This window comes from Pelomonas candidula, assembly GCF_043555985.1.
Classification (GTDB): domain Bacteria; phylum Pseudomonadota; class Gammaproteobacteria; order Burkholderiales; family Burkholderiaceae_C; genus Pelomonas; species Pelomonas candidula.
The window spans coordinates 96,328-120,647 of sequence record NZ_JBIGIC010000009.1 but is presented as its reverse complement, the minus strand read 5'-3'; the positions used below and the strand labels follow the sequence as shown (position 1 = coordinate 120,647).

The 24,320-nt window shown below is 63.8% G+C and carries 21 protein-coding genes, 1 tRNA gene and 2 pseudogenes; 15 read left to right on the top strand and 9 right to left on the bottom strand.

What is annotated here, in order from left to right; all coding sequences use genetic code 11:
* Positions 1–7 precede the first annotated feature (7 nt).
* From rapZ to ACG04R_RS18175, 3 genes are read right to left on the bottom strand one after another with little or no spacing between them, the layout of a single operon-like run.
* Positions 8–928, bottom strand: a complete 921-nt coding sequence (gene rapZ / locus ACG04R_RS18185) for an RNase adapter RapZ (RefSeq protein ID WP_394413874.1) — start codon at positions 926–928, stop codon at positions 8–10.
* Positions 925–2,610: a DNA repair protein RecN gene (gene recN, locus ACG04R_RS18180; RefSeq protein ID WP_394413871.1), complete on the bottom strand. Its 1,686-nt coding sequence runs from the start codon at positions 2,608–2,610 to the stop codon at positions 925–927. Before recN ends, rapZ begins: the two co-directional genes overlap by 4 nt.
* A gap of 3 nt (positions 2,611–2,613) precedes the next feature.
* Entirely contained in the window at positions 2,614–3,480 is an 867-nt protein-coding gene (locus ACG04R_RS18175; RefSeq protein ID WP_394413868.1) for an NAD kinase, read from the bottom strand.
* Positions 3,481–3,603: 123 nt separating this feature from the next.
* Between ACG04R_RS18175 and hrcA the strand changes: the two genes are divergently transcribed.
* Together hrcA and ACG04R_RS18165 are read left to right on the top strand one after the other, a co-directional pair.
* Entirely contained in the window at positions 3,604–4,611 is a 1,008-nt protein-coding gene (hrcA, locus tag ACG04R_RS18170) for a heat-inducible transcriptional repressor HrcA (protein ID WP_394413865.1), read from the top strand.
* 33 nt (positions 4,612–4,644) lie between these two features.
* Positions 4,645–4,721: transfer RNA gene (locus tag ACG04R_RS18165), tRNA-Ile, on the top strand.
* A 220-nt stretch (positions 4,722–4,941) separates the two neighbouring features.
* On the opposite strand, the pseudogene ACG04R_RS18160 reads toward ACG04R_RS18165, so the two are convergent.
* The 3 genes and pseudogenes from ACG04R_RS18160 to ACG04R_RS18150 form a co-directional block, all read right to left on the bottom strand.
* Positions 4,942–5,229, bottom strand: a pseudogene (locus ACG04R_RS18160) (NYN domain-containing protein); the annotation flags it as partial.
* 216 nt (positions 5,230–5,445) lie between these two features.
* Entirely contained in the window at positions 5,446–6,090 is a 645-nt protein-coding gene (locus ACG04R_RS18155; protein ID WP_394413862.1) for a hypothetical protein, read from the bottom strand.
* Between the two features lie 146 nt (positions 6,091–6,236).
* Positions 6,237–6,500: pseudogene (locus tag ACG04R_RS18150) on the bottom strand (transposase); the annotation flags it as partial.
* Between the two features lie 285 nt (positions 6,501–6,785).
* Here ACG04R_RS18150 and ACG04R_RS18145 point away from each other — a divergent pair.
* From ACG04R_RS18145 to ACG04R_RS18115, 7 genes are all read left to right on the top strand, one after another.
* The gene (locus ACG04R_RS18145; RefSeq protein WP_394413859.1) at positions 6,786–7,121 is read left to right on the top strand and encodes a PepSY domain-containing protein; all 336 of its coding nucleotides are present in this window, start codon (positions 6,786–6,788) and stop codon (positions 7,119–7,121) included.
* Positions 7,122–7,177: 56 nt separating this feature from the next.
* The gene (locus tag ACG04R_RS18140) at positions 7,178–7,774 is read left to right on the top strand and encodes an undecaprenyl-diphosphatase (RefSeq protein WP_186864191.1); all 597 of its coding nucleotides are present in this window, start codon (positions 7,178–7,180) and stop codon (positions 7,772–7,774) included.
* A 69-nt stretch (positions 7,775–7,843) separates the two neighbouring features.
* Complete coding sequence (locus ACG04R_RS18135; RefSeq protein WP_394413855.1) at positions 7,844–8,626, top strand: COG4705 family protein; 783 nt, start codon at positions 7,844–7,846, stop codon at positions 8,624–8,626.
* Between the two features lie 28 nt (positions 8,627–8,654).
* Positions 8,655–9,107 carry a hypothetical protein gene (locus tag ACG04R_RS18130; protein WP_394413852.1) on the top strand — a complete coding sequence of 151 codons (453 nt, stop codon included), beginning with the start codon at positions 8,655–8,657 and terminating at the stop codon, positions 9,105–9,107.
* A 16-nt stretch (positions 9,108–9,123) separates the two neighbouring features.
* The gene (locus ACG04R_RS18125; protein WP_374586619.1) at positions 9,124–9,882 is read left to right on the top strand and encodes a COG4705 family protein; all 759 of its coding nucleotides are present in this window, start codon (positions 9,124–9,126) and stop codon (positions 9,880–9,882) included.
* Positions 9,883–9,903: 21 nt separating this feature from the next.
* Positions 9,904–10,569, top strand: coding sequence for a response regulator transcription factor (locus ACG04R_RS18120; RefSeq protein WP_374586621.1), 666 nt, complete (start codon positions 9,904–9,906; stop codon positions 10,567–10,569).
* The gene (locus ACG04R_RS18115) at positions 10,545–11,915 is read left to right on the top strand and encodes a sensor histidine kinase (protein ID WP_394413847.1); all 1,371 of its coding nucleotides are present in this window, start codon (positions 10,545–10,547) and stop codon (positions 11,913–11,915) included. Before ACG04R_RS18120 ends, ACG04R_RS18115 begins: the two co-directional genes overlap by 25 nt.
* A gap of 388 nt (positions 11,916–12,303) precedes the next feature.
* On the opposite strand, the gene ACG04R_RS18110 is transcribed toward ACG04R_RS18115, so the two are convergent.
* Positions 12,304–13,614, bottom strand: a complete 1,311-nt coding sequence (locus ACG04R_RS18110; protein WP_394413844.1) for a tyrosine-type recombinase/integrase — start codon at positions 13,612–13,614, stop codon at positions 12,304–12,306.
* 382 nt (positions 13,615–13,996) lie between these two features.
* Between ACG04R_RS18110 and ACG04R_RS18105 the strand changes: the two genes are divergently transcribed.
* Positions 13,997–17,104: an NACHT domain-containing protein gene (locus tag ACG04R_RS18105; protein WP_394413841.1), complete on the top strand. Its 3,108-nt coding sequence runs from the start codon at positions 13,997–13,999 to the stop codon at positions 17,102–17,104.
* A gap of 161 nt (positions 17,105–17,265) precedes the next feature.
* Here the strand turns inward: ACG04R_RS18105 and ACG04R_RS18100 are convergent, their stop codons facing one another.
* Together ACG04R_RS18100 and ACG04R_RS18095 are read right to left on the bottom strand one after the other, a co-directional pair.
* On the bottom strand, positions 17,266–17,487 hold the full coding sequence (locus tag ACG04R_RS18100) for a hypothetical protein (protein WP_394413838.1): 222 nt from the start codon (positions 17,485–17,487) through the stop codon (positions 17,266–17,268).
* A gap of 215 nt (positions 17,488–17,702) precedes the next feature.
* Positions 17,703–18,353, bottom strand: coding sequence for a hypothetical protein (locus tag ACG04R_RS18095; RefSeq protein WP_394413835.1), 651 nt, complete (start codon positions 18,351–18,353; stop codon positions 17,703–17,705).
* Between the two features lie 171 nt (positions 18,354–18,524).
* Between ACG04R_RS18095 and ACG04R_RS18090 the strand changes: the two genes are divergently transcribed.
* The 5 genes from ACG04R_RS18090 (at position 18,525) to mdcA (ending at position 24,204) form a co-directional block, all read left to right on the top strand.
* Positions 18,525–19,442: a LysR family transcriptional regulator gene (locus ACG04R_RS18090; protein WP_394413832.1), complete on the top strand. Its 918-nt coding sequence runs from the start codon at positions 18,525–18,527 to the stop codon at positions 19,440–19,442.
* A 119-nt stretch (positions 19,443–19,561) separates the two neighbouring features.
* The gene (gene dctP / locus ACG04R_RS18085; RefSeq protein WP_394413829.1) at positions 19,562–20,581 is read left to right on the top strand and encodes a TRAP transporter substrate-binding protein DctP; all 1,020 of its coding nucleotides are present in this window, start codon (positions 19,562–19,564) and stop codon (positions 20,579–20,581) included.
* Between the two features lie 7 nt (positions 20,582–20,588).
* The gene (locus ACG04R_RS18080; RefSeq protein WP_394413826.1) at positions 20,589–21,164 is read left to right on the top strand and encodes a TRAP transporter small permease; all 576 of its coding nucleotides are present in this window, start codon (positions 20,589–20,591) and stop codon (positions 21,162–21,164) included.
* Positions 21,161–22,522: a TRAP transporter large permease gene (locus ACG04R_RS18075; protein WP_394413823.1), complete on the top strand. Its 1,362-nt coding sequence runs from the start codon at positions 21,161–21,163 to the stop codon at positions 22,520–22,522. The genes ACG04R_RS18080 and ACG04R_RS18075 overlap by 4 nt, the downstream gene beginning before the upstream one ends.
* An 11-nt stretch (positions 22,523–22,533) precedes the next feature.
* The gene (mdcA, locus tag ACG04R_RS18070; protein WP_394413820.1) at positions 22,534–24,204 is read left to right on the top strand and encodes a malonate decarboxylase subunit alpha; all 1,671 of its coding nucleotides are present in this window, start codon (positions 22,534–22,536) and stop codon (positions 24,202–24,204) included.
* Positions 24,205–24,320: the final 116 nt, after the last annotated feature.

The following is a 24,320-nucleotide window of genomic DNA, read 5'->3' as shown; positions in this document are numbered from 1 at the left end:
GCGCAGCTCAGCGGGCGTCCAGCTCGCGGTGGCGCTTGAGCACGTGGCCGTGGTGGCCGAACTGCCGGGCCAGCATCTCGACGAGATAGACCGAGCGGTGCTGGCCGCCCGTGCAGCCGATGGCCACGGTCAGGTAGCTGCGCTGGTCGGCCGCGAAGTTGGGCAGCCAGCGCGACAGGAAGCCGGCGATCTGGCCCATCATCAGCCCGACCTCGGGCTGGGCCGCCAGATAAGCCGCGACCGGTGCGTCGCGGCCCGTCAGCGGGCGCAGCTCGCGGTCGTAGTAGGGGTTGGGCAGCACGCGCACGTCGAAGACGAAGTCCGCGTCGCTGGGCACGCCGTGCTTGAACGCGAAGCTCTCGAAGACGAGCGTCAGCTGTGTGCTCGCATCCGGGCCGACGAGGTCGCCCAGCCACGCGCGCAGCTGGGCCGGGCGCAGCTGGCTGGTGTCGATGACGGTGGACTCGGCCTTCAGGCCACCCAGCAGCTCGCGTTCGAGCTTGATGGCGTCCAGCAGCAGGCGGTGTCCGTCGTCGGCCGTGATGCCGTCCAGTTCGCCGAAGCCCGTGTCTCGGCCCAGGTGACGCAGCGGGTGGGGGCGGCGCGTCTCGGAGAAGCGCCGCATCAGCGCCTCGTTGCTGGCATCCAGGAAGATGGAGCGGACCCGCACGCCGCTGGCGCGGAGTTCCTTCAGCAACGGCAGCATCAGCGGCAGCGAGCCGGCCGAGCGCACGTCCACCGCGATGGCGACGCGGCGCTCGCCGCGCTGTGCTTCCAGCTTCAGGAAGTCCAGCAGCAACTCGGCGGGCAGGTTGTCGACGCAGAAATAGCCGGCGTCCTCCAGCGCATGCATGGCCACGGACTTGCCGCCACCGGACATGCCGGTCAGCAGCACGACGTCACCTTGCAGCTCCTGTTCCATGCTCATGACCTGGCCTTCTTCGCCTTTACGGCGGCGGTGGATGCTGCCAGCATCTCCTCGGCGTGGGCCAGGCTGGTGGACGACAGCCGCTCACCGCCCAGCATGCGGGCGATCTCGGCGACGCGGGCCTCCCCGGCCACCGGCGACACGCGGCTGGCGGTGGCGCCATCCTGCAGGCTCTTCGCGACCACCAGATGACGGTCGGCGCAGGCCGCCACCTGCGGCAGGTGGGTCACGGCCAGCACCTGGCGCTCGCGGCCCAGCTGCTTCATCAGCCGGCCCACGGTCTCGGCCACGGCGCCGCCGATGCCCACGTCGATCTCGTCGAAGATCAGCGTGCCCGGTGCGTTGTCCGTCTCGGCCTGGCTGGCCGTCACGGCGATGGCCAGCGCGATGCGCGACAGCTCGCCGCCCGAGGCCACCTTGGCCAGCGGCCGCGGCGTGCTGCCGGCGTGGCCGGCGACGAGGAATTCGGCGGACTCGACGCCCCAGCTCTGCGGGCCGTCCGTGGCGTGCAGCGCGATGTCGAACAGGCCGCCGGCCATGCCCAGCTGCTGCATGGCCGCGGTGACGGCTGTGGCGAGCTGCGGCGCGGCCTTGCGGCGGGCGCGGCTGGCGGTGGCGGCTTCAGCGTCGAAGGCCTGGCGGGCCGCGGCGAGCGTGACTTCCAGCTGCGCCGGGTCGCTGGCGGCGTCCAGCGCGGCCAGCTCGGCGCGCCACTGCGCCAGCAGCGCCGGCAGTTCCTGGGGCTGGCGGCGGTAGCGGCGTGCCAGCGTCATCCAGGCCGACACGCGCTCGTCCAGCTCGGCCAGCCGCTCCGGGTCGAGGTCGGCCTTGTGCAGATAGGCGGCCAGCGTGTGGCTGGCGTCGGCGAGCTGGGCCTGCACGTCGCGCAGCGCCTGCACGGCGGGCAGCAGGCGGGGGTCGTGGTCCAGCACGCGCTCCAGCTGGTCCAGCGCGCCGGCGGCCAGCGACTGCGCGCTGGGCTCGGCCTCGTCCAGCGCATCCAGCGCCGACTTGGCCGCGTCGATGAGTGACTGGCCGTGCGACAGCCGCTGGTGCTCGGCGTTCAGCTCGTCCCACTCGCCCTCGCCGGGCGCCAGGCCGTCCAGCTCCTTGATCTGCCATGCCAGGCGCTCGCGTTCGCGCTGCGCCTCGGCCTGCTGGCCTTGCGCCTTCTGCAGTGCCTCGGCAGCCTGCTTCCAGGCAGCATGGGCGCGGGCCAGCGGCGCGGTGTCGAGGCCGGCGAAGCCGTCCAGCAGTTCGCGCACGGCGGCCGGGCGGGTCAGGCCCTGCCAGGCATGCTGGCCGTGGATGTCCAGCAGGTGGTCGGCCAGCTCGCGCAGCTGCGTCAGCGTGGCGGAGCCGCCGTTGATCCACGTGCGGCTCTTGCCGGCGGCGTCGATGACGCGGCGCAGCAGCAGAGAGTCCTCGGCGTCGAAGCCGGCTTCGTCCAGCCACGCGCGCAGGTGCGGCGGCGTGTCGAACTCGGCCGTGATCTCGGCCTTGGCCGCGCCCTCGCGCACGACGCCGGCATCGCCCCGGCCACCGAGGGCCAGCTGCAGCGCGTCGATGAGGATGGACTTGCCCGCGCCGGTCTCGCCGGTCAGCACGGCAAAGCCGGGCTCGAAGTCGAGTTCGAGCGTCGGGACGATGACGAAATCTTTGAGGGAAAGATGTCGGAGCATGTCTCAGAGATACCAGCGGAGTTTGCGACGCAGCGTCGCGTAATAGCTCCAGCCCTTGGGGTGCAGGAAGCGGACCTGATGCTGGCTGCGCCGCACGGTGATGGTGTCGCCGTGCAGCAGGCTGGCCAGGCTCTGCATGTCGAAGTTCACCGACGCGTCGCGCCCGGCGACGATCTCCATGCGCACCTCGCCGCCGTCGGGCAGCACGATGGGCCGGTTGGACAGCGTGTGCGGGGCGATGGGCGCCAGCAGCCAGCCGGCGATGCTGGGGTGCAGGATGGGCCCGCCGGCCGACAGCGCATAGGCCGTGGAGCCGGTGGGCGAGGCGACGATGAGGCCGTCGGCCCGCATGTTGGCGACGAACTGCTCGCCGACCGACACCTTCAGCTCCACCATGCCCGCCGTGCCGCCGCGGCTGACGACGACGTCGTTCAGCGCCAGGCCCGAGAAGATGGATTCGCCGTCGCGCAGCACCGCGCCTTCCAGCATCGCGCGCGGTTCCACCTCGTAGTCGCCGGCCAGCACGGGCGCCAGCGACTCGCGCCAGCGCTCGATGGGGATGTCCGTGATGAAACCCAGCCGCCCCTGGTTGATGCCCAGCAGCGGCACGCCGTGGCGCGCCATCTCGCGGGCGAAGCCCAGCATCGTGCCGTCGCCACCGACGACGACGGCCAGGTCGCAGGCCGCGCCGAGCTCGTCGTGGGAGAGGGCGTCGTAGCCCGTCAGGCCGGTGTTGAGCGCCGTGTCGGCTTCGAGCGAGACATCGACGCCGTGGCTGCACAAAAACTGGGCAATGTCCTCCAGCACCGGCCGGATGCCAGGCGCTTGATGCTTGCCCACGATGGCGACATGTCTGAAGCGCTCGGCCATGGAGCAAATTACACCACGGGGTTTTGCCTGCAGAGGGAGGAAGCCATCCAGTTTTCAGTCAGTTGGTGCCAGAGCTACTCGCTACGCTCGGGCGGTCTGGCACGCAAGAATTAAGATCGAGAAATGCTCGACGAGCGATCCAAATCCCTGCTGAAGACCCTGGTCGAACGCTATATCGCGGACGGCCAGCCCGTCGGTTCCCGCACGCTGTCCAAGGCTTCCGGCCTGGAGCTCAGCGCGGCGACCATCCGCAACGTGATGGCCGACCTGGAAGAGCTCGGCCTCATCGCCAGCCCGCACACCAGTGCCGGCCGAATCCCTACGCCGCGCGGCTACCGGCTGTTCGTCGACACCATGCTCACGGCCCAGCCCGGCCTCATCGGCGTCGAGACGGCCCAGTTGCAGCCCGACCAGCCGCAGCGTGTCATTGCCAGCGCGGCGCAGATGCTGTCCAACCTGTCGAGCTTCGTCGGCGTCGTCACCTCGCCCAAGAAGCCCAGCGTCTTTCACCACATCGAGTTCCTGCGCCTGGGCGAGCGGCGCGTGCTGGTCATCCTCGTCTCGCCCGATGGCGACGTGCAGAACCGCGTCATCTTCACGGCCCAGGACCTGAGCCAGAGCGAACTGGCCGAAGCCAGCAACCGCCTCAACGCCGGCTACGCGGGCCTCACGCTGGAGGCCGTGCGCGAGCGGCTGCGCCACGAGGTCGACGCGCTGCGCGGCGAGATCGCGCAGCTGATGAGCGCGGCCGTGCAGGTCGGCACCGAGGCGATGGAGCAGCAGGACGAACGCGTCGTCGTCTCCGGCGAGCGCAACCTGCTGACCGTGCAGGACTTCAGCCACGACATGGGCAGCCTGCGCCGGCTGTTCGACCTGTTCGAGCAGAAGACGCAGCTGATGCGCCTGCTGGACAACTCCAGCCGCGCGGAGGGAGTGCGCATCTACATCGGCGGCGAAAGCCAGGTCGTGCCGTACGAGGAGCTGTCCATCGTGTCGGCGCCGTACGAGGTGGACGGCCAGGTCGTCGGCACACTGGGCGTCATCGGCCCCACGCGCATGGCCTATGACCGCATGATCCAGATCGTCGACATCACGTCGCGCATGGTGGGGCAGGCGCTGTCTCAACGCTGAGCCAGCGCTGACTAGAATGCGCGCCTCCCTCGGGGGCCGTTAGCTCAGTTGGTCAGAGCAGAGGACTCATAATCCTTTGGTCGCAGGTTCAAGTCCTGCACGGCCTACCAAAAATCCGCGTCCGTTGCCAGAATTTTGCCAGAAATCGGCCGAATCCAGGCGACCGTTGGCGAACGGCGACGGACACAGCAACGCGTCGATGCGTTGTCAGTTCGTTTGCCGATGGGGGAGGTTACGGCGCCTTGTTTGGTCTCATAGTTCTGTGTGGCCGTGCCTGGTCGGCTACAGAAAAAGGCTTCCCGTTATCGACGAGAAGCCCTGGCATGCCGTTGCCCGCTGGTCGAAAAGGGCCTCCATCGCGTCCAGCGCTAGGGCAATGTCTGAGGTGTTCTTGCCAGCCGCGTACTGATACTGCAGGCATGGGGTGAAGGCGAGGCGCACGAGCGCTTCCTGCCATTTGTTGGCGAGGGTGGCGTGGTTTCCGTAGCCTCGCCGCAGCACCACCCGACCGAACTGGGCTACGACGCGCAGCGCGTATTCCAGAATGTCGGGATTGGTGTTGTCGCAATCCACTAGGAACGCTACCCGGGAATCCGTGCCTGAATCGATTTGTGCCACCGAATTTCTCTCCCTTTTCAGGGTGATGATATTCGGGGGGCGAACGGACAAACTCAGTGGAAGTTCGGTCCGCCGTCACCGCCGCGCAGCGCGCCGGCGGGCGGTTGACTGGAGTTCGAGGTCTTGCTCCTTTCTGGGGAGCTGCGTGGCCTTCCAGTCAACCGCCAAGCTGCGCCGGGTCATCCAGATGGATCACGACCATCAAAGCCTAGCCGGTCAGGCCGATTTGGCCGCCGCAAGGCGCTTGGCTTTGGCCCTCAGTCGACGACGTTCGTCAAGCCAAGCCTTGTCCTTCAGGCGCTCGCAGGTCCAGCACAGGATGGCCTCAGGCTCATCGTCGAGCAACGGAAGGTAGTGATTTTCAAACGTGGCTTGCACGCGGTTTCGAACCTCGTCGACGATGAGTGGATCGCGCATCAGTGCCGCCAGGCGTTTGGGGGCACTCATCGTGCGCAGCAAGATCTTGATCCACTCAGCCTCGCTGAGCCCTGCCATGTGCGCCATTTCTTCAGCAAAGTCAGGGGTGCCTGGGGCATTAGCCACGGCTGGAATGTCTGGCAACAGATATTCAATGCGAGCTCGGGGCTCAAAGGGGTCAGCCATGCCGACGTCAAGATCGCGCACGAAGCGAACTGAGAAGGTCAAGTTGTCGCTCCGGATCGACACCCCGAGCTCTTGCGATCCAAGTGCAAGGTGGGCGAGGTGCGCCGGCGGACATTCACGGACACATCGGGCGAGCTCGAAGACCAGGTGGGTCTTGATGCGTTTGAGCAGTGCATTCCTGCGTTCGTCGATGGTGTCGTTGATCTCCGGCAGTTTGGAGCGTTCATCTGGTGAAAAGACGGTGTGTGATGGAGTCATGAAGAGACGAGTGGTAGGGGCTGCGAAGTGCAGCAGCAGGTAATGGCGTACACCGACTGATAAGGCATCCACCAGGTTTCGGGGGGCCGAAGGCAGTAAAGCGCTCCCCCTACGATTCAATTGCCGTTTTGTGGTCATCAGCGGGCATCCGTCAGCACAGTCTTCGTGCTCTTGCCGTTGCGGTGATTCGAGGACGCACCCTCGGGCTTGGCCTGGCCCGGCCCGTAGCCCAAGTGGTGGCTCATCTCAGCGCCCAGTGCGCGCTCCACCACGGCCTTCTTGAACTGCTGGAAGATGCTCTCCAGCTCGGCCGGCGTCACCGGCCCGGGGATCAACTGCTCAAGCGCAGCGGCTGAGAATTGCGGCTGCGCCGCCTTGTCCGAGGTCTCGGGTTTCTTCTTGCGTGGCATTCATGCTCCAAGTCGACATGCTATGCCTCACACACAAACTTTCTGACACGCCCACCCATAGCAGCCTTTCCACCTCTTAAATCAACCGACCGGAGAGCAGCCACCGGGCTACACGGCGAGCTTCCTAAGTCGTCACTCTTCGAAATTGACAAGGGGCCGAGGATCGGCCATTGCCCGGTTCCCGGTGATGTCAGCGCGCTAGGCGATGCGCGACTCAGTGTCAGCTAAGTCTGCCTGCGTAACTTCTCCACCGTGCAAATCCCTGCACTCTTCTGGAGAAGCATCATGTACCGCTACATCAAACTTTCCCTGCTGGCCATCGCCATTGCTACGACTGGAGCTGTCGCCTACGCCGCCAAGGGCGGTATGGAAAACGACGCCTTGGCGATCACCAAGGCCAAGATTCCGCTCACCCAGGCCGTCACCGTTGCCGAGCAGCACGCCAATGGCAAGGCATCGCGCGCCGAGTACGAAAACTCGAAGCAAGGCTGGGTCTATGACGTGGAAGTCGTCAGCGGGGCCAAGGTCTTCGATGTCCGGGTCGATGCCGACAAGGGCACCGTCATCTCGTCTGCCGAGGACAAGGCGGATCACGATGACGACCACGACAAGCAAGACTGACCGCCTGCCAGTGTGGCCGGATCGCGCATGACGCCGTGATCCGGCCCGGAGACTTCATGGAACATCTCAACCAAACATTCTTCCTATGGCTCAATGCGCCTGAACACCCGAATGCTCTGGTGGTGACGCTGGCCACCTTCTTTGCGGAATGGCTCATCTGGGCCGTCCCGATTCTGATCGGCATCGGCTGGCTGCGCGGCAATGTGAACACCCGCAAAGCGCTGCTGGTCGCTACCGCATCCGGCCTGCTTGGGCTGCTGGCCAACCAAATCATCGGCCTTGCTTGGTCGCATCCCCGGCCTTTCATGATCGGGCTGGGTCATACGCTCATTCCCCATGTTGCCGACTCGTCATTTCCCAGCGATCACCTGACGCTGTGGTGGTCGGTTGCCGTCAGCTTTCTGCTACAGCGAGGACTGCGAAGGGCTGGCGTCGCTTTGGCGCTGTTTGGCCTCCCCATCGCCTGGTCACGCATCTACCTGGGGGTTCACTTTCCCCTGGACATGCTTGGTGCCATTGCGGTCGCGGCGTTCAGTGCCGTGCTGACGTTGCACGAAGCACGCTGGTACATGGGGCCGATCTACCGGCTGGCGACCCGTATTCATTGCTTGTTGTTCGGCAGACTGATCGCGCTGGGATGGGTGCGCGAGTGAGCCTATGGATGGGCTAAGTCTGCCTGGTCAGACTGGCGGCAATCCCTTTTACCTCGGCAGGAGAACACCATGAACAATTTGCCCACGGTCAGAGCAAGCGACTGGCTCAACAAAGTCCCTGAAGTCACGCTGTCGTTCTGGATCATCAAGATCATGTCCACGACGGTGGGCGAGACGGGGGCCGACTTCCTGGCGGTCAACGCGGGCTTTGGCCAAGGCTTGACGCGCACCGTCATGGGTGCATTGCTGGCAGTCGCCCTATTCACGCAACTGCGTACCCGCCGCTACACCCCTTGGATTTACTGGCTAACGGTCGTGTTGGTTAGCGTGGTCGGTACTCAGATCACCGACCTGTTGACCGACGGCCTGGGCGTCAGCCTCTATGTCAGTACCTCGGTATTCGCAGTGGCGCTCGCCGCGATCTTCTTTGTCTGGTATCGAGTCGAACGTACCCTGTCCATCCACGACATTGTGACGCGCAACAGGGAGCTGTTCTATTGGTCAGCCATCCTCTGCACCTTCGCTCTGGGCACCGCTGCGGGTGATCTGGCGACTGAGGCGCTGGGCTTGGGCTTTACCTGGGGCGCTGTAGCCTTTGGCACGTTGATCGGCCTCACCTATGCCGCCTGGCGTATGGGTGGCAACGCCGTGCTGACCTTCTGGATCGGCTACATCCTGACCCGTCCCTTCGGCGCTGCGCTCGGCGACCTGCTGACACAGGCCAAGACTTACGGTGGCCTCGGAATGGGGGCCATGTGGACCAGCGCCCTGTTCCTCTCAGTCATCGTCATGCTGGTGGTCGTTGCGCAGATCGGCATGAGCGCAGGCCGCGCTACCCAAGCCGCCGAGTAACCCTCTTCCCAATTCCCAAGGAGAAATCATGCCCAATCAGCACTCTATCGCCCGCCTTGTCACCGCCGTGTCGGCGGTGGTGCTCGTGGCCCTGGCCACTGGCTGCTCCAAGCCTGCCGACCAAGGCGGCGCGAGCACCGCCCCTGCACCGTCTGCAAACGCCAGCACGACATCGCAGGGCAAGGCCGTCTCCAAGCTGGGCGACTTGACCGCATTTCGCAGCATCGCCACTGACGTGGCTACCATCGTGGAAGAGGGTGATCTGCCCGCCGCCAAGACCCGCATCAAGGATTTGGAGGTGGCCTGGGATTCGGCCGAGGCCGGATTGAAACCGCGTGCTGCCGACGACTGGCATGTGCTCGACAAGGCCATCGATAAGGCGTTGTCGGCGTTGCGTGCCGATACGCCAAGCCAAGCTGACAGCAAGGCTGCGATGGGTGCTTTGCTAAAAACCTTCGACACGCTCGAAGGTAAAGCCTGACCCGTGAGCGTGCCCTATGAGAACATCCACTGAATACGCGCTGGCCAAGGTGCCCGAAGTCACGTTGGGCTTTTGGCTCATCAAGATTGCCGCCACCACGCTTGGCGAAACCGGCGGCGATGCCGTCTCGATGTCCATGAATCTGGGCTACCTGGTTGGCACAGGCATCTTCGCCGTGATCTTCCTGGCTGCCGTCATCGCGCAAGTCAAGGCCAAGGGCTTCCATCCCTTCCTGTACTGGACCACCATCATCGCCACCACCACGGTCGGCACGACGCTGGCCGACTTTGCGGATCGTTCGCTCGGAATCGGGTACGCTGGCGGTTCGAGCTTGCTGCTGGCCTTACTGCTCGGCTCGCTCTTCGTCTGGCATCGCACACTCGGCTCCGTATCGGTGAGCACTGTCAGCTCACCCAAGGCGGAAGCCTTCTACTGGCTGACGATCATGTTTTCCCAGACGCTGGGTACGGCGCTGGGGGATTGGATGGCGGATACGGCGGGCCTTGGCTACACCGGCGCGGCCGTTGTGTTCAGCGGGTTGCTCGCCTTAGTGGTGGCGGCGTACTACAGGACGGGCGTGTCCCGCACGCTGCTGTTCTGGGCGGCGTTCATCCTGACTCGCCCGCTGGGTGCCGTGGTCGGCGACTTTCTGGACAAGCCGCTGAGCGCGGGAGGTCTGGCACTGAGCCGCTATTCAGCGTCGGCAGCCCTGCTGGCCTTCATGCTGGCTGCCATCCTGCTGTTTAGGCAGCGGGCAGCCCGGACGGCGCATTGAGTCAGGATTGGAGGAGGCGCCATGCGGGTGCTGCTGGTTGAGGACGATTCCATGATCGGCGAAGCGATCCAGGGCGCATTGAAGGATGCCTCCTATGCCGCCGACTGGGTAATGGACGGTCACGCCGCCCTCACGACACTGGCTTGCCAGCACTATGACCTGGTTCTGCTCGACCTGGGCCTGCCGGGCAAGGATGGGCTGGAGGTGCTGGCCCACATCCGCGCCAGGGACAACCCGATCCCATTGCTGATCATCACGGCGCGTGATGGCCTGGAAGATCGCTTGCGCGGCCTGGATGGTGGGGCCGACGACTATGTGTCTAAGCCCTTTCAGATGGCGGAACTGCTGGCACGGATGCGCGCCGTTCTGCGGCGCAAAGGCGGCTCCGCGGCACCCGTGCTCAGCAACGGCGTCGTGACGCTGGATCTGGCCACGAAAGAGGCCTCTGTCGACGGTGGCTCCCCGGTTCAACTGTCGAACCGCGAGTTCTCGCTGCTGCAAGCCCTGCTCTTTCGGCCGGGCGCCATCCTCTCGCGCAGCGAACTGGAAGATCGCATCTATGGCTGGGGGGAAGAGGTTGAAAGCAATGCGGTCGAATATCTGATTCACGCGTTGCGGCGTAAGCTCGGCAGCGAGGTCATCAAGAACGTCAGGGGGGTCGGATGGATGGTCTCAAAAGACGCCTGAACGAATCGGTTCAGCTCAAGCTGTCCTTCACCCTGTCGTTGGCCATTCTCGTGGTGGCCATCGTGGCAGGTGTCTTTTCGTTCCTATCTGCCTTCGATGAAGCCCACGAGCTGCAAGACGACGTGCTGCGCCAGGTGGCGCAGCTCATGGATCGTCAGCGCCTGTCACCGGCCCCGCCGACCTCCGATGCCCGCCCCAAAGATGCCGATGAAGAATCGCGCGTGATCGTCCAGCGCCTGGGCGAGGCCAGTCCCTCTGCGGCCAGCGTGGACGCAGGCGGCACGCTCTCCCTGCCGACGACACTGGCTGATGGTTTGCACACGCTGGAGGTTGGCGGCGAGTGGTTCCGGGTAATGGTCAAGACCACGTCGGCCGGTGACCGCATCGCCGTCGCCCAGGAGGCGGGTTTCCGCGATGAAATCGCCCGCGACGGGGCGCTGCGCACTGTGATGCCCTTCCTGATCCTCGTGCCCGTGCTGCTGTTGATCGTCGCCGACCTGGTGCGCAAGATGTTCCGGCCCATCGCAGCGCTTTCCCATGAAATCGACCAGCGCGCCGAGCAGGAACTGCACCCCGTCGAAGACCGCCACCTTCCAGTTGAGGTGCGGCCATTCGCCGTGGCGATCAATCGCCTGCTTGCCCGTGTCGGTCAGTCCATGGAATCGCAGCGCCGCTTTGTGACGGACGCAGCGCACGAACTTCGCTCGCCGTTGACCGCCCTTTCCTTGCAGGCCGAACGGCTGGCAGATGTGGAGATGTCTGGCCTGGCACGTGAACGACTGACGGCGCTGCGCCAAGGAATCGAGCGTAACCGGAGCCTGCTGGATCAATTGCTGACTCTGGCCAGGACGCAGTCGGCGACCGACACCCCGCCATCGCCGGTGTCCATCCAGAGCGTCTATCGCCATGTGCTCGAAGACCTCATGCCGCTGGCCATGGCCAAGCACATCGATTTGGGTGTCGAAGGCACGCAAGACGCGGAAGTGTGGGTGAGCGATCTGGACTTGCACACCCTGGTTAAAAACCTGGTCGATAACGCCATTCGCTACACGCCAGAGTGTGGCCGAGTCGATCTTTCGGTCAGTGTGGCAACGGGAGGCATTGCGCTGCGCGTCCGGGACACAGGGCCAGGCATTCCATTGGCGGAACGGGATCGTGTCTTTGATCCCTTCTACCGCACGTTGGGAAGCGGGCAGATCGGTTCAGGCCTGGGGCTGTCCATCGTTCAAACGATCGCTCGTCGAGTGGGCGCCACAATTGACCTCGCCTTCACCGACAACAAGACGGGGACCGGATTAAGCATCACCGTCGTCTTCCCTCACGTCGCCCTGCGCTCGGTGCCATAGTTTCACCCTATCCGACGCGGTGATCGCTCCGCCAGACGTGCATCGCTTTCGTCATGGCTGCACCCGTGCAACCGTGAGTGCATGCTCGACAAACACCCAGGAAGCAGCCTCTCGCGAACGACTGCTCCTGGCCGACAGCAGGCATCGACCGGCGACGATGCGAAGGACCGCTTCCGCTGCACAGCCGCCGGTCGTCCAGCGCTGACGGCACCAGGCTGACCTGAGTCGTTCGCAGCTCGCTTGCGATATCACTGGCGACGAAGTAGCGGAGACCGGCGACTTCGACCTTGCGTCGCGATCGTCTGACGACCGCGATGCAACGATGCCGTACTTGGAGACCACCCATCTTGCTGCGCGCGACTAGCCCGCGCCCACCACTCAGACGGGCTCAGTGCGGTTTGCGGCGCGGCGACTTGCGGTCGGCGTCCAGGATCTGAAATAGCCTATCCAGAGCCTCGCGCTTTGCATCCAGATAGTCATGCCCATCGTAGTGTCGCGCTTGAACCCCGGAAATGCCGTGAGATTGCAGGTGCCCGCGCGCTTCAAGGGATACCTTGGCTGCAGCCAGTGCGGTTTCTACCCCCGACCTGATCCGCTTCGCTGTGAAGCCGGCGATGTGCTGCGAGGCGATTTCGGCGGCAAGCTTGCTCAGCGTTGTACCTGCGATGGGTTTGGCGCCGTTCGTAGTTGACAGGGCGAACTCGCCGCTGGGCTTGCAGTCCCTCAAGGCGGCCAACAAGGGCTTGGTGAGTGGTACCCAATGCTTGCGCGCACCGGCGCCGGGACGCCCCTTGCCGTCGTACAGGACGAGATAGCGCTCGGCAAGATTCACATCCGCGTTGCGCAGTCTGACAAGTTGCTCAATCCGCTGGCCGCCTGACAGGAGATGAACGCGAAGCCATGCCGGACCGGGGCCAGGCAGGTCCTTGATGAGCTGCCAGTAGGTACGGAGCTCCTCAACGGACAAAGGATTCTTGTCCGCTCGGTTCGCCGATTGGTCCGGCTGGGTTGACGCAACTGGGTTGACCTGAATGCCGAAGTCCTGGAATCGCTCGGGGATGCTGGCTTTCGTTTTTGCAGCCAGCGCCACTTGGTACGCCGATCGCGCAAAGCTCCTAAGCTTGTTCCCGGTTCTGCCTTTCCCCGCAGCATCCAGTCTGCGAATGATTGCGACGAAATCTTCGGTGGTGACCTGGTTTGCAGGGCGTGCGGCGATCTCCGGGAAAGCATCGATGATGTGCAACTGGAAAATGCTGCGCGCGTTGCCGTGTGACTGTCGGCCGAGCCTCTTCAGTTGATCGCAGTATTCGAGTAGCAGGTGGCCTAGCGTCGCGGTTGCTGCAAGGGCTTCTTCCTTCGCTGCGCGTTCCACAGCCTCGCGCTGCCGCTGGAGCAGCGCTGGCCGCCCGCCTTCATCGCGAGCGTTGTAGTGCTCCAGCGCGAGCGACTCCGCCTGGCGCACCGCCGCGGCCAGCGAGAACCCACTTGCGCTCGGCTCCAGCTTTTTAGTGGGCGCGGTGGAGTCGTAGATGCCAATGGCTACGCGTTCGCTATGAGTGCCTTGGCTGTATCTCCAGTAGAAGACGATACTGCCATCTCGCTGACGGCGCGCCTGCAGGGAGCCGGTCGGCGCGACCTTGCAAAGCGTGTGGAATTTGCCGGCGGGGAGGTCGCGCAATGGCGTCGATATCTTGCTCATTCTGTGGGAATTTCCGTTGCCAGAATGTTGCCAGAATTGCTCCGGATGGAGGCGAACGATGGCGAACGGGCATGGTCATTAGTTATTGATTTCTATAAAAACTCACGTCCGCGGATGTTCGCTAGAATCCGTTTTTGGGGACTCATAATCCTTTGGTCATTGGTTCAAGTCCAATACGGCCTACCAATTAAATCAACAACTTACAGGATCTCTGTGATCCGGTCGCCGATATTATGTTGTGCTGTGTAGCCACCATGTAGCCGGCGGGCGAGTTTCCTCGCGTGGGAACAACTCGCGAATGGATCCCACCTAGTCGTTTGAGCGTTCTCTTTAGATTGTGCGCTGCCTTAGTGCGGCATACCATGGACAGAGGGAGAACGGCATGAGCGACAAAAAAGAGCCGAGCGGGATGCTCGATGCAGGCCTCAAGGTCTTTGATGCACTTTGGAGCTGGTCTGGAGCCACTGACATGTGGCGATGGACTCTCATGCTGGCGCTCGCGAGCGTCTGCATTCTTATTGCCCTCTATTTCCTTTTTAAGGCATTAACGGCGTTCCTGGAAGTGGCGCTGAAATGCATCGACGCCTATAAGGCAAGCGGTCTGCCGCTGTGGCTCAGCAGAGAGGAGAAGATACGTGTGCGACGCAGAGCACAGTTCTGCTCAGTTCTTAAGGCCGATTTGGCGTATATAGCGAAGGCGGAAAGCTGGAACGATCAATACTTCACTGATCTAGAAGCCGAAGTGGAGACGGACGGTGGCTATTATGCAAACGCCATTCACAAGTTAATTCGGAAAAAGTCATTCGGCCTTCGAAAAGAAAAGTCGCTTCTGAAAGCGATCGCAAGCACAAGCGAGAGAGCCGTTCAATTAACCGGTGAGCCGGGTGCTGGCAAAAGTGTTGCGTTGCGGCATTTGGCTACTCAACTGGCGGAGCGAGGAATAAGGGCCAAGGATAAGAACGCCCTTGTTCCACTTTACGTAAATTTGAGAGAAATCGTCCTGGCTCATGGGCAGGAGATTACTGCGGATTCTTTGCGTAGCTTTATTATTGACAATGTCCGGCGTGGCGATTCGGATACTTCTGATTTCGTAAAGTCAAATTGGGACGACTATAGAGATAGGGGAGTCTGGTTTTTTCTTTTCGACTCTTTTGATGAAATTCCTGAAATATTGCATGCGGAAAAAGGTAGTCCCGCTGCTTTTCAATATTCGGAAGCAATTCGCCAATTCTTAGACGGAATGGGCGCATGCAAGGGAATTCTTGCATCGCGCGAATTTAAAGGTCCCGAGGCGCTGCCTTGGAAAAAGTTCAGAATCCTCAGCCTAAGCGTAGCAAAGCAAGAGGAGTTGGTGGCAAACTCATTCCTTACCGCTGCTCAGGCGAAGATTGTCTTGCTTCATTTGTCGAGTCAATCCGAGGGCTTGGCGCATACGCCGCTGTTTTTAACGCTGCTTTGTCGATACGTTAGAGATGAGGGGCGTGCCCCTGAGAATGACTACCAGCTACTGTCTCTTCAAATAGAAAAGTTAGCGAAAAGAGATCCGGCGTTTCTGTTACGTCAATATTCGCTCACTCCCGATGAACTGATTGCTGGGTCGGAGCGCATAGCTAGGGCGTTTGCAGAAGAATCAAGCATCGGGCTCTCTCCATCGTTCGATCAAATGGCCGAACTAGTATCGGCGAATGAAGTTCCAGGGTCGGATATAAGGAAGTTTATCGCGGCAATGGTCGATTGTAAAATCGCCCGAGCTGACGTTCCTAATGCTGCCCCCGGCGACAGGAGATTCGCATTTGCGCATAGGCGCTACCAGGAAGCGCTCTTCGTGAGGCATCTGGTTAAGTTTCCAGAATACATATCGCCTGATCGGCTTCTTATTGATCCGAGATGGCGCGAGTATACAGTGACGCTGTTGGAAACGCAGCCTATTAATGCTACCGCCGCAATATTGAATGCAGCTATAAGTCACTTGAACCACGCTGCCGCCACCCAGCGGAGATTTGCTGTTGAGCCCCCGGCCTCAGGTTCAGTGGGCTATTTTGGATGGCGCTCTGAGACCATTGCCATTCTTGAATTGCTGCAGGAAGGCCTTTCCCGTCGAATCGACGAAGTTCCGGATGCGCTCAAATACAAAGTCGCCGATTTTCTTATGCCGAGGTGGAATGGTGGCGATTCAATAGATAGAACGTATGTCGTTAGGTTGGGTGCTCTTCTTCCGCAAAAAGCCTTAGCCAACTGTTTAATAGATACGTTCAATTTTGGCAGTCAGACCGCTCAATCAATCGCCTTCGGGCAAACTTTCGCATTGCGCGGCACTATTCCCGAAGTCGTACGAACTGCAGTGTTAGAACGATTGGCGGCTGGGGTGCTCAAAGCGCGCGACCGCGCAGCTGTTCTAAGGCTGGAAGCGCTAGTAGCTCGGTTGCCGCCCGAAGTCGGTGCGAGGCATGTGTTTAAACGATGCTTGCTGATCAAGACGTTTGTGGGTGCGGCAAATTCGTTGGTAAGGGTTTTTTTGACGCCGCTTCAAATATTGGCCCTTGCAAAGACGCCAAGGGCGCGGCTTCAGTCGTTTCTTAAACGACAGGAATCAAGCCCACTCGTCGCGATTTTTGCTATGGGCATAATGGTGTTCTATGTGTCATGCTTGCTTGCGATTCTGGTTATTGGTGTCGATATGGGTGCTGCTGGCGGGAGGTTCGGAACTGTCGATCTATTGACTTGGCTGTCGGTTGGAAGTTCTTGGAGCAAACTGGTTGTTGCGGCCGTCATGGCTCTAGCGGCAACTTATTTAACAATACCCATCTTGTACGCTGTTAAAGCTCATGGCGATGAACTGGGGGCCGGTTTTTTCCTGAGTCGGATAGCTAGCGTCGGATATATCAAAGGGGCGTTGCGAGGTATCTCAATAAATATTGCCGTGTTAGGTGGTCTTGGATTGCTGGTCTTCGGCCTAGGGCGACTAATAACGATCATTGCCGCGTATTCTGGATATGCGATTCAATCGTCGCCTTGGATTATCGGCATTCTGCCGCTGCTGGCGCTTGTGATTGGTCTTGTAGCGGTCTCTTCAATTCGCGAGGAGCGGCAGGCTCGCCGAGCGAGAAGCGAATTTTCGAAGCGGCTGGAAACACGCGGTGGGGATGTATATTTGACCTTGTTGGAAGCCGATGACATATATCAGGTGTCGGAGTGGCTTTATTTCGCTTTCAACGCCGACAGCGAAGCGTCGCTTGATGAAGAAACAATTAATCGGCGGGTGCTGCAAACACGTTCCCTCTCCGCAATTCTTTCCGGCATTTGGCGTGAAGGAGCGGACGTCGTAAATGGAGTCAATTTCGCAAAATTTCATGTTGATCGTGGAATGCTCCACGGAATGATGAGCATTTTGGAGATTGATTGCAGTTTTTATTCTCGAATGAAGATTGCCGCTGGTTCACCGGAAGAGCGGGCTCGCCGTTTTCTGACGAGCAGCGCGTACAGTTATTGACACGAGTCCGAGGCTGCGCCGGCTTCGCCGTCTCCGCGATCTGGCTCTGCCAGTCGAAGCGCCGGGCTTGGACCTGGGGCCGTTCGATGCTCCAGACATGGCGCACGGATTCAACGACCCAGGTGCGTAGGTCTGCGCCTGTCGCCGCAGCACCCACGGTCTCAACCCCAAAAGGCTGCGGCTGCATGGCATCGCCATAGCGGCCCAGATCGTTGGGCGCGCATGGCGAGCTTGATGGCGGCCTCGCGCCCGATGCCCATACCGCCCTGCGCGCGGCAGTACGCCTCCCAAGCCGCGGTCTCGTGCTCGTCGCCGTTGCGCTGAATTTGCTTGTTGTTGGCGCGATGGGCGCGCTGCAAATGCTCCAGTGCGTCTGTGGGCAAGATGGGAATGCGGCGCGGCTCGCGCCAAACGCCAGCGAGCGGGCATCCGCAAGGTCGGCCTGCCGCGAGCCTTGTCGATCAGCTTGAAGTCGCAGCGGTGCTGCTGCGCGCCCAAACGTGCGTCAGGTTTGCAATCCGTTTTTGCTGGAAGGCTGCCTCATGGCGGCTGAGTTCTTTGCGGCCCAAAAGCCCAGCTCGGCCTGAAGCTTGGCGGGTCAGCGCGCCGGCGCAGCCTTCTCTGCCTGCGCCTCCCGGCGTCCACCACGCCCGCCCGCCGCGTTGAAATCACGCGCCGCCCGGTAGGACGCATCCACCAGCGCCCGCTGCTCGGGGTTCAGCGTGGCATGCAGGGCCTCCCAGCGCTGGCTGAGGTCGGCGAGTGCGGCGATCCAGTCCTGGGCGTCGTCCGATTGCGCGCGCAGGTCGCGGCTGACGTCGACCAGGGCCGACACCGAGTTGGGGTGGTGGCGCACGGCACGGCTCACGCGTTGGGCGTTGAACTGCGCAGCCATGTCGAGTTCGCGCAGGAAATCGTCGAACAGCGGTTGCTGCTGGGGTGTCAGCGCGAGACGCGGGCCGTCGAGCTGCAGCTTGTCCAGCCAGATGCGCCAGGGGTCGGGTGCCATCAGGTCGTCGAGCGTGGGCTGCTCCTGCGGGCTGGATGCGGCGTTGCCGCCCTCCCGGCTCCCGCCGCCGTGCCGGCCACCGCCGCCCGGGCCCATGCCCCCCATCCCGCCGCCCATGCCGCCTCCCATCTGGGCGGTGGCGGGCATCGAGGCGATGGCGATCAGCAGCATCGTGGCGGCGGATGCCGCGCGCAGGGCACGGGCGCCCGGTGGGCGGCGAGAGGTAGAGGTCAGGTTCATCGGCGCAGCATCGCCGCGGGATATGCCAGGCGTTTGGCTTGTCCGTGAAGCGACGTAAAGCCGGCGGCCGCCGGGGCCTGGCCCCGTCCGGCGAGGCGGCGCCCGCAGCCCTTTCGGCCTGCGGTGGCGTCATGACGGTGTGGTCACGCGCAGTCGCTAGGATGCGATGCCATGCTCAACCGCATCGACGAAGAGATCACGTTCCGCAAGCTGGAGATCCTGCTCGCGTTCATGGAGAGCGGCAGCCTCGCCCGTGCCGCCGAGCGGCTGGGCATCAGCGCGGTCAGCGTGCACCGGGCGCTGCACTCGCTGGAGACGGGTACCCGCTGCAGCCTGTTCCGGCTGGAAGGCCGCAACCTGCAGCCCAACGACGCCGCGCACGCGCTGGCCGATGTGGCGCGCGAGGTGTTGCAGACCATGTCCAACGGCATCCGCTCCACGCGCGAGATCGCCGGCTATGCGGCCGATGTCATCCGCATCGGCTCGCTGTACTCGCTGACCAGCGTCACGGTGCCGGCCCTGATCATGGGGCTGCGCCTGCGCAAGCCGGACATCCAGGCCGAGCTGGTGCTGGGCTCCAACAGCGACCTGCTGCGCAAGCTGCGCGAGGGCACGCTCGACGCAACCATCATGGGCCTGCCCGAGGAGGCGGCGGACGTGGAGTCGCAGCTGCTGTTCGAGGATGAGATCTTCTTTGCCGCACCGGTGGGCTCGCCCTACACGCAGCAGCAGGAGATCGATCTCAGCGCCCTGGCCGACGAGCGCTTCGTGTCGCTGAACGAGGGCTATGTGACGCGCGACCGCTTCGTCGACGCGTTCCGTGTGGCGGGCTTCGAGCCCAACGTGGTCATGACGACCAACGACATCTTCTCGCTGATGAACCTGGTGGGTGGCGGCATCGGCTGCACGCTGCTGCCGGGCCGCATCCGCAGCGCGCTGCCGCGCAATGTCTGCCTGGTGCCGCTGCAGCCGCGCTACCAGATGCGGCAGAAGATCAGCGTCGTGTTCCTGCGCACGCGGGAGCGCGACCCCAACCTGTTGTCCCTGCTGGCGGCCTGCCGCAGCCACGCCGAGGACCTCAAGGGTTAACCCACGATCTTTTCGGCGGGCGTAATGGTCGGCCCTTCAGGCTGATTGACCGTCGTCAAGGTCACTTCGAAACTGCAACCGCATACCGCCCGGCAAAGGCGGAACTTTGGAGACAAGCCATGATCCTGACTCGACGCCAATGGGTGGCTGCCGCCGCCAGCGCCGCCGCCACTGCCGGCTGGACCGATGCCTTCGCCCAGGCGGGCGGCCTGAAGATTTCGCACCAGTTCCCCAGCGGCACGCTGGCCGAGGGGGACTTTCGCGACCGGCTGTGCCGCAAGTTCGCCGTCGAGGTCGAGAAGCGCACCGGCGGCGCGCTGAAGGCCTCGGTCTACCCCGGCTCGTCGCTGATGAAGACCAACGCCCAGTTCTCGGCCATGCGCAAGGGCGCGCTGGACATGAGCCTGGTGCCGCTGTCCTACGCCGGCGGCGAGGTGGCCGAGACCAACGCCGGCCTGATGCCCGCTCTGGTGCCCAGTTATGAGCAGGGCGCCGCCTGGAAGACGGCCGAGGCCGGCAAGCTGCTGTCCAAGGTGCTGGACGACAAGGGCGTGATCATCGTCAGCTGGGTCTGGCAGGCCGGCGGCGTGGCCAGCCGTTCCCGCCCGATGGTGACGCCGGACGACGCCAAGGGCCTGAAGGTGCGCGGCGGCAGCCGCGAGATGGACATGATGCTCAAGCAGGCCGGCGCGTCGGTCATCACGCTGCCGTCCAACGAGATCTACGCCGCCATGCAGACCGGCGCGATGGACGCCGCGATGACATCCTCCACCAGCTTCATCTCCTTCAAGCTGGAGGAGATCGCCAAGCACCTGACCTCGGGCCGCCAGCGCACCTACTGGTTCATGCTGGAGCCGCTGATGATCTCCAAGGAGGTTTTCAACCGGCTGCCCAAGGCGCAGCAGGACGTCATCATGGCCGTCGGCGCCGAGATGGAAGTCTTCGCCCGCGACGCCGCCAAGGCCGACGACCAGGCCGCCGCCGCGATCTACGCCAAGGCCGGCGCCAAGATCTACGACATGGACGAGCCGACGCTGAAGAAGTGGCAGGCCATCGCGCGCGACACCGCGTGGAAGGACTTCGGCGAGAAGAACGAGTCCTGCGCCGCCATCCTCAAGGCCGCGCAGAAGCTGCTCTGAGCGCGCCATGAGCCACGGCCTTGACATCGGCGCGCCCGCCGTCGCCGGCATCGACCCCGACACGCCCGCGCTGCTGCTGCCGGTGGCGCGCGTGCTGAACTTCGTCAACCGCACGATGGTCGTGCTGGGCATGCTGGCCCTGCTGGTCGCGTCCTGCGTGCTGACCTACAGCGTCATCTCGCGCTACGTGATGAAGGCGTCCACGGACTGGCAGGACGAGGCCGCCGTGTTCTGCCTCGTGGGGGCCACCTTCATGTGCGGCGCCTTCGTGCAGCAGCTGCGCGGCCACGTGGGCATCGAGGCCATGGCCGGCCTGCTGCCGCGCTCGCTGAACAAGCTGCGTCTGATGCTGGTGGACCTGATGTGCACGCTGTTCTGCGCCTTCTTCGCGTGGAAGTCCTGGACGCTGTTCCATGAGGCCTGGGCCGAGGGGCAGACGACGTCGTCCTCGTGGGCGCCGCCTTTGTGGATTCCCTACGCGTTGATGGCCGCCGGCATGACGCTGCTGAGCCTGCAACTGCTGGTGCAGCTCACCGCGCGCATCAACGGCCTGTTCAAACCCACGCAAGGAGCGGCGGCATGAGCATGCTTTTACTGGGCTCGCTGTTCGGCGTCGTCACGCTGCTGTTCATGTTCTCGGGCGCGCCGATCTCGTTCGCGCTCGGCAGCGTCGCGGTGTTGTTCATGGCCTTCTTCATGCCGGCCTCGGCACTGGACACCGTCACGCAGAACGTCTACGAGGAGATGGCCAGCATCACGCTGCTCTCCATCCCGCTGTTCATCCTGAAGGGCGCGGCCATCGGCAAGTCCCGCGCGGGGCAGGACCTGTACGCAGCCATGCACGTGTGGATGGGCCGCATCCCCGGCGGCCTGGGCATCGCCAACGTGTTCGCCTGCGCGCTGTTCGCGGCGATGGCCGGCTCCAGCCCGGCCACCTGCTCGGCCATCGGCAGCGCCGGCATCCCGGAGATGCGCAAGCGCGGCTACTCGCCGGGTTTCGCGGCCGGCATCATCGCGGCCGGCGGCACGCTGGGCATCCTGCTGCCGCCGTCCATCACGATGATCCTGTACGCGGTGGCGGCCGAGCAGTCGCTGGGCCGGTTGTTCCTGGCCGGTATCTTCCCGGGCGTGCTGCTGGTGGTGCTGTTCGCCGTCTACGCCGGCCTGCGCTACCGCAAGGAGCACGCGCTGGCCGAGGCCGAGTTCAAGCGCAGCGGTGCGGCCTCCGCGCTGCTGGCGCGCGAGACCTTCACGACGCGCCAGAAGTTCGAGATGCTGCCCCGCGTCGTGCCCTTCGTGCTGCTGCTGATCGGCGTGATGGTGGCGCTGTACGGCGGCTTCGCGACGCCGTCCGAAACCGCCGGTCTCGGTGCACTGCTGGCGCTGCTGCTGATCGCGACGATCTACGGCGTCTGGCGCCCGAAGGACGTGGCCCCCATCCTCACGTCGACGCTGAAGGAGTCGACCATGCTGATGTTCATCATCGGCATGTCGCTGCTGTTCTCCTACGTGATGAGCTACCTGCACATCAGCCAGGCCGCGGCGGAGTGGATCGTCGGCATGCAGCTGTCCAAGTGGGTGCTGCTCTTCGCGGTGCTGCTGATGGTGATCCTGCTCGGCTTCTTCCTGCCGCCGGTCAGCATCATCCTGATGACGGCGCCCATCATCCTGCCGCCGCTGAAGGCCGCCGGGTTCGACCTGATCTGGTTCGGCATCCTGATGACCATCGTCATGGAGACCGGCCTCATCCACCCGCCGGTGGGGCTGAACATCTTCGTCATCAAGAACATCGCGCCCGATATCGAGCTGCGCGACATCATCTGGGGCGTGCTGCCGTTCGTATTGCTGATGCTGCTGGCGGTGCTGCTGATCTGCATCTTCCCCGGCATTGCGACGTTGCTGCCCGACGCCGTCATGGGCGCCGTCAACGCCGCACGCTGAAGGAGGCGACGATGAACGCACCCGCCTGGAACCTGCGCGACCGCCAGCGCCGCGAGCGGCTGGCCCGCGCAGCCGAGGCCCTCGGGTCGCGCCTGCAGGGCCGCCACGTCGCGACGGACGCAGCCGTCGCGCTGCTGGAGGCTGTGCTCGAGCCCGGCGACCGCGTCTGCCTGGAGGGCAACAACCAGAAGCAGGCCGACTTCCTCGCCCAGGCGTTGACGCAGGTGGATGCGCAGCGCGTGCATGACCTGCACATGGTGCAGTCGGTGCTGGCGCTGCCCGAGCACCTCGACGTGTTCGAGACCGGCATCGCCAAGCGGCTGGACTTCTCCTTCTCCGGCCCGCAGGGCGGCCGGCTGGCCAAGCTGGTCAGCAGTGGTGGCATCGAGATCGGCGCCATCCACACCTACCTGGAGCTGTTCGCGCGCTACTTCGTCGACCTGACGCCCAAGGTCGCGCTGGTGGCCGCCCACGCGGCGGACCGCCAAGGCAACCTCTACACCGGCCCCAACACCGAGGACACGCCGGCCATCGTCGAGGCCACGGCCTTCTCGGGCGGCCTGGTCATCGCGCAGGTCAACGAGGTTGTGGACGTGCTGCCCCGCATCGACATCCCCGCCGACTGGGTGGACTTCGTCGTGAAGGCGCCCAGGCCCAACCTCATCGAACCGCTGTTCACGCGCGACCCGGCGCAGATCAGCGAGATCCAGGTGCTGATGGCCATGATGGCCATCAAGGGCATCTATGCCGAGTACGGCGTGCAGCGCCTCAACCACGGCATCGGCTTCGACACCGCGGCCATCGAGCTGCTGCTACCCACCTATGGCGAACAGCTCGGGCTCAAGGGCAAGATCTGCAAGCACTGGGCGTTGAACCCGCATCCGGCGCTGATCCCCGCCATCGAGGCCGGCTGGGTGGAGTCCATCCACAGCTTCGGTTCCGAGCTGGGCATGGAGGACTACATCCGCGCCAGGTCCGACGTCTTCTTCACCGGTGCCGACGGCAGCCTGCGCAGCAACCGCGCCTTCTGCCAGGCCGCGGGGCATTACGCCTGCGACCTCTTCATCGGCTCCACGCTGCAGATGGACCTGCAGGGCAATTCCTCCACGGCGACGCTGGGCCGCATCACCGGCTTCGGCGGCGCGCCCAACATGGGTGCCGACGCCCGCGGCCGCCGCCACGCCAGCCCGGCCTGGCTCAAGGCCGGCGGCGAGGCGAGGGCGGGCCGGCAAGGTGCCGCCGGCACGCCGCGCGGGCAGAAGCTGGTTGTGCAGATGGTGGAGACCTTCCGCGAGCACATGCAGCCCGCCTTCGTCGAGACGCTGGACGCTTGGACGCTGCAGCAGCAGGCCGGCATGGCGCTGCCGCCGATCATGATCTACGGGGAGGACGTGACCCACGTGCTGACCGAGGAAGGCATCGCCAACCTGCTGCTGTGCCGCAGCGACGAGGAGCGCGAGCAGGCCATCCGCGGCGTGGCTGGCTACACGGCCGTGGGCCTGGCGCGCGATGCGCGCATGGTGGAGAACCTGCGCGACCGGGGCGTCATCAAGCGGCCCGCTGACCTCGGCATTGACCCGCGCGAGGCCACGCGCAACCTGCTCGCGGCGCGCAGCATGCGCGACCTCGTGCGCGCCTCCGGCGGCCTCTATGCCCCACCCAAGCGCTTCCGCAACTGGTGAGGGCCGAGATGAACGCCCCTCGCCCGGTCTTGCGCCGGCTGAACGCCGGCAAGCCCAGTCGGTCCCCTGGGGGGACGGCGATGCATGCGGCATTGAGCCGCATGCACATCGCCTGC

Excerpts from the sequence above, each read along its gene's own strand:
- ACG04R_RS18125 (WP_374586619.1), top strand. The coding sequence starts at position 9,124 with ATGAGAACATCCACTGAATACGCGCTGGCCAAGGTGCCCGAAGTCACG.
- ACG04R_RS18105 (WP_394413841.1), top strand. The coding sequence starts at position 13,997 with ATGAGCGACAAAAAAGAGCCGAGCGGGATGCTCGATGCAGGCCTCAAG.
- rapZ (WP_394413874.1), bottom strand. The coding sequence starts at position 928 with ATGAGCATGGAACAGGAGCTGCAAGGTGACGTCGTGCTGCTGACCGGC.
- ACG04R_RS18120 (WP_374586621.1), top strand. The coding sequence starts at position 9,904 with ATGCGGGTGCTGCTGGTTGAGGACGATTCCATGATCGGCGAAGCGATC.
- mdcA (WP_394413820.1), top strand. The coding sequence starts at position 22,534 with ATGAACGCACCCGCCTGGAACCTGCGCGACCGCCAGCGCCGCGAGCGG.
- ACG04R_RS18140 (WP_186864191.1), top strand. The coding sequence starts at position 7,178 with ATGGAACATCTCAACCAAACATTCTTCCTATGGCTCAATGCGCCTGAA.
- recN (WP_394413871.1), bottom strand. The coding sequence starts at position 2,610 with ATGCTCCGACATCTTTCCCTCAAAGATTTCGTCATCGTCCCGACGCTC.
- ACG04R_RS18135 (WP_394413855.1), top strand. The coding sequence starts at position 7,844 with ATGAACAATTTGCCCACGGTCAGAGCAAGCGACTGGCTCAACAAAGTC.
- ACG04R_RS18175 (WP_394413868.1), bottom strand. The coding sequence starts at position 3,480 with ATGGCCGAGCGCTTCAGACATGTCGCCATCGTGGGCAAGCATCAAGCG.
- hrcA (WP_394413865.1), top strand. The coding sequence starts at position 3,604 with ATGCTCGACGAGCGATCCAAATCCCTGCTGAAGACCCTGGTCGAACGC.
- ACG04R_RS18155 (WP_394413862.1), bottom strand. The coding sequence starts at position 6,090 with ATGACTCCATCACACACCGTCTTTTCACCAGATGAACGCTCCAAACTG.
- ACG04R_RS18075 (WP_394413823.1), top strand. The coding sequence starts at position 21,161 with ATGAGCATGCTTTTACTGGGCTCGCTGTTCGGCGTCGTCACGCTGCTG.
- ACG04R_RS18145 (WP_394413859.1), top strand. The coding sequence starts at position 6,786 with ATGTACCGCTACATCAAACTTTCCCTGCTGGCCATCGCCATTGCTACG.
- ACG04R_RS18115 (WP_394413847.1), top strand. The coding sequence starts at position 10,545 with ATGGATGGTCTCAAAAGACGCCTGAACGAATCGGTTCAGCTCAAGCTG.
- ACG04R_RS18110 (WP_394413844.1), bottom strand. The coding sequence starts at position 13,614 with ATGAGCAAGATATCGACGCCATTGCGCGACCTCCCCGCCGGCAAATTC.
- ACG04R_RS18080 (WP_394413826.1), top strand. The coding sequence starts at position 20,589 with ATGAGCCACGGCCTTGACATCGGCGCGCCCGCCGTCGCCGGCATCGAC.
- ACG04R_RS18130 (WP_394413852.1), top strand. The coding sequence starts at position 8,655 with ATGCCCAATCAGCACTCTATCGCCCGCCTTGTCACCGCCGTGTCGGCG.
- dctP (WP_394413829.1), top strand. The coding sequence starts at position 19,562 with ATGATCCTGACTCGACGCCAATGGGTGGCTGCCGCCGCCAGCGCCGCC.
- ACG04R_RS18090 (WP_394413832.1), top strand. The coding sequence starts at position 18,525 with ATGCTCAACCGCATCGACGAAGAGATCACGTTCCGCAAGCTGGAGATC.
- ACG04R_RS18095 (WP_394413835.1), bottom strand. The coding sequence starts at position 18,353 with ATGAACCTGACCTCTACCTCTCGCCGCCCACCGGGCGCCCGTGCCCTG.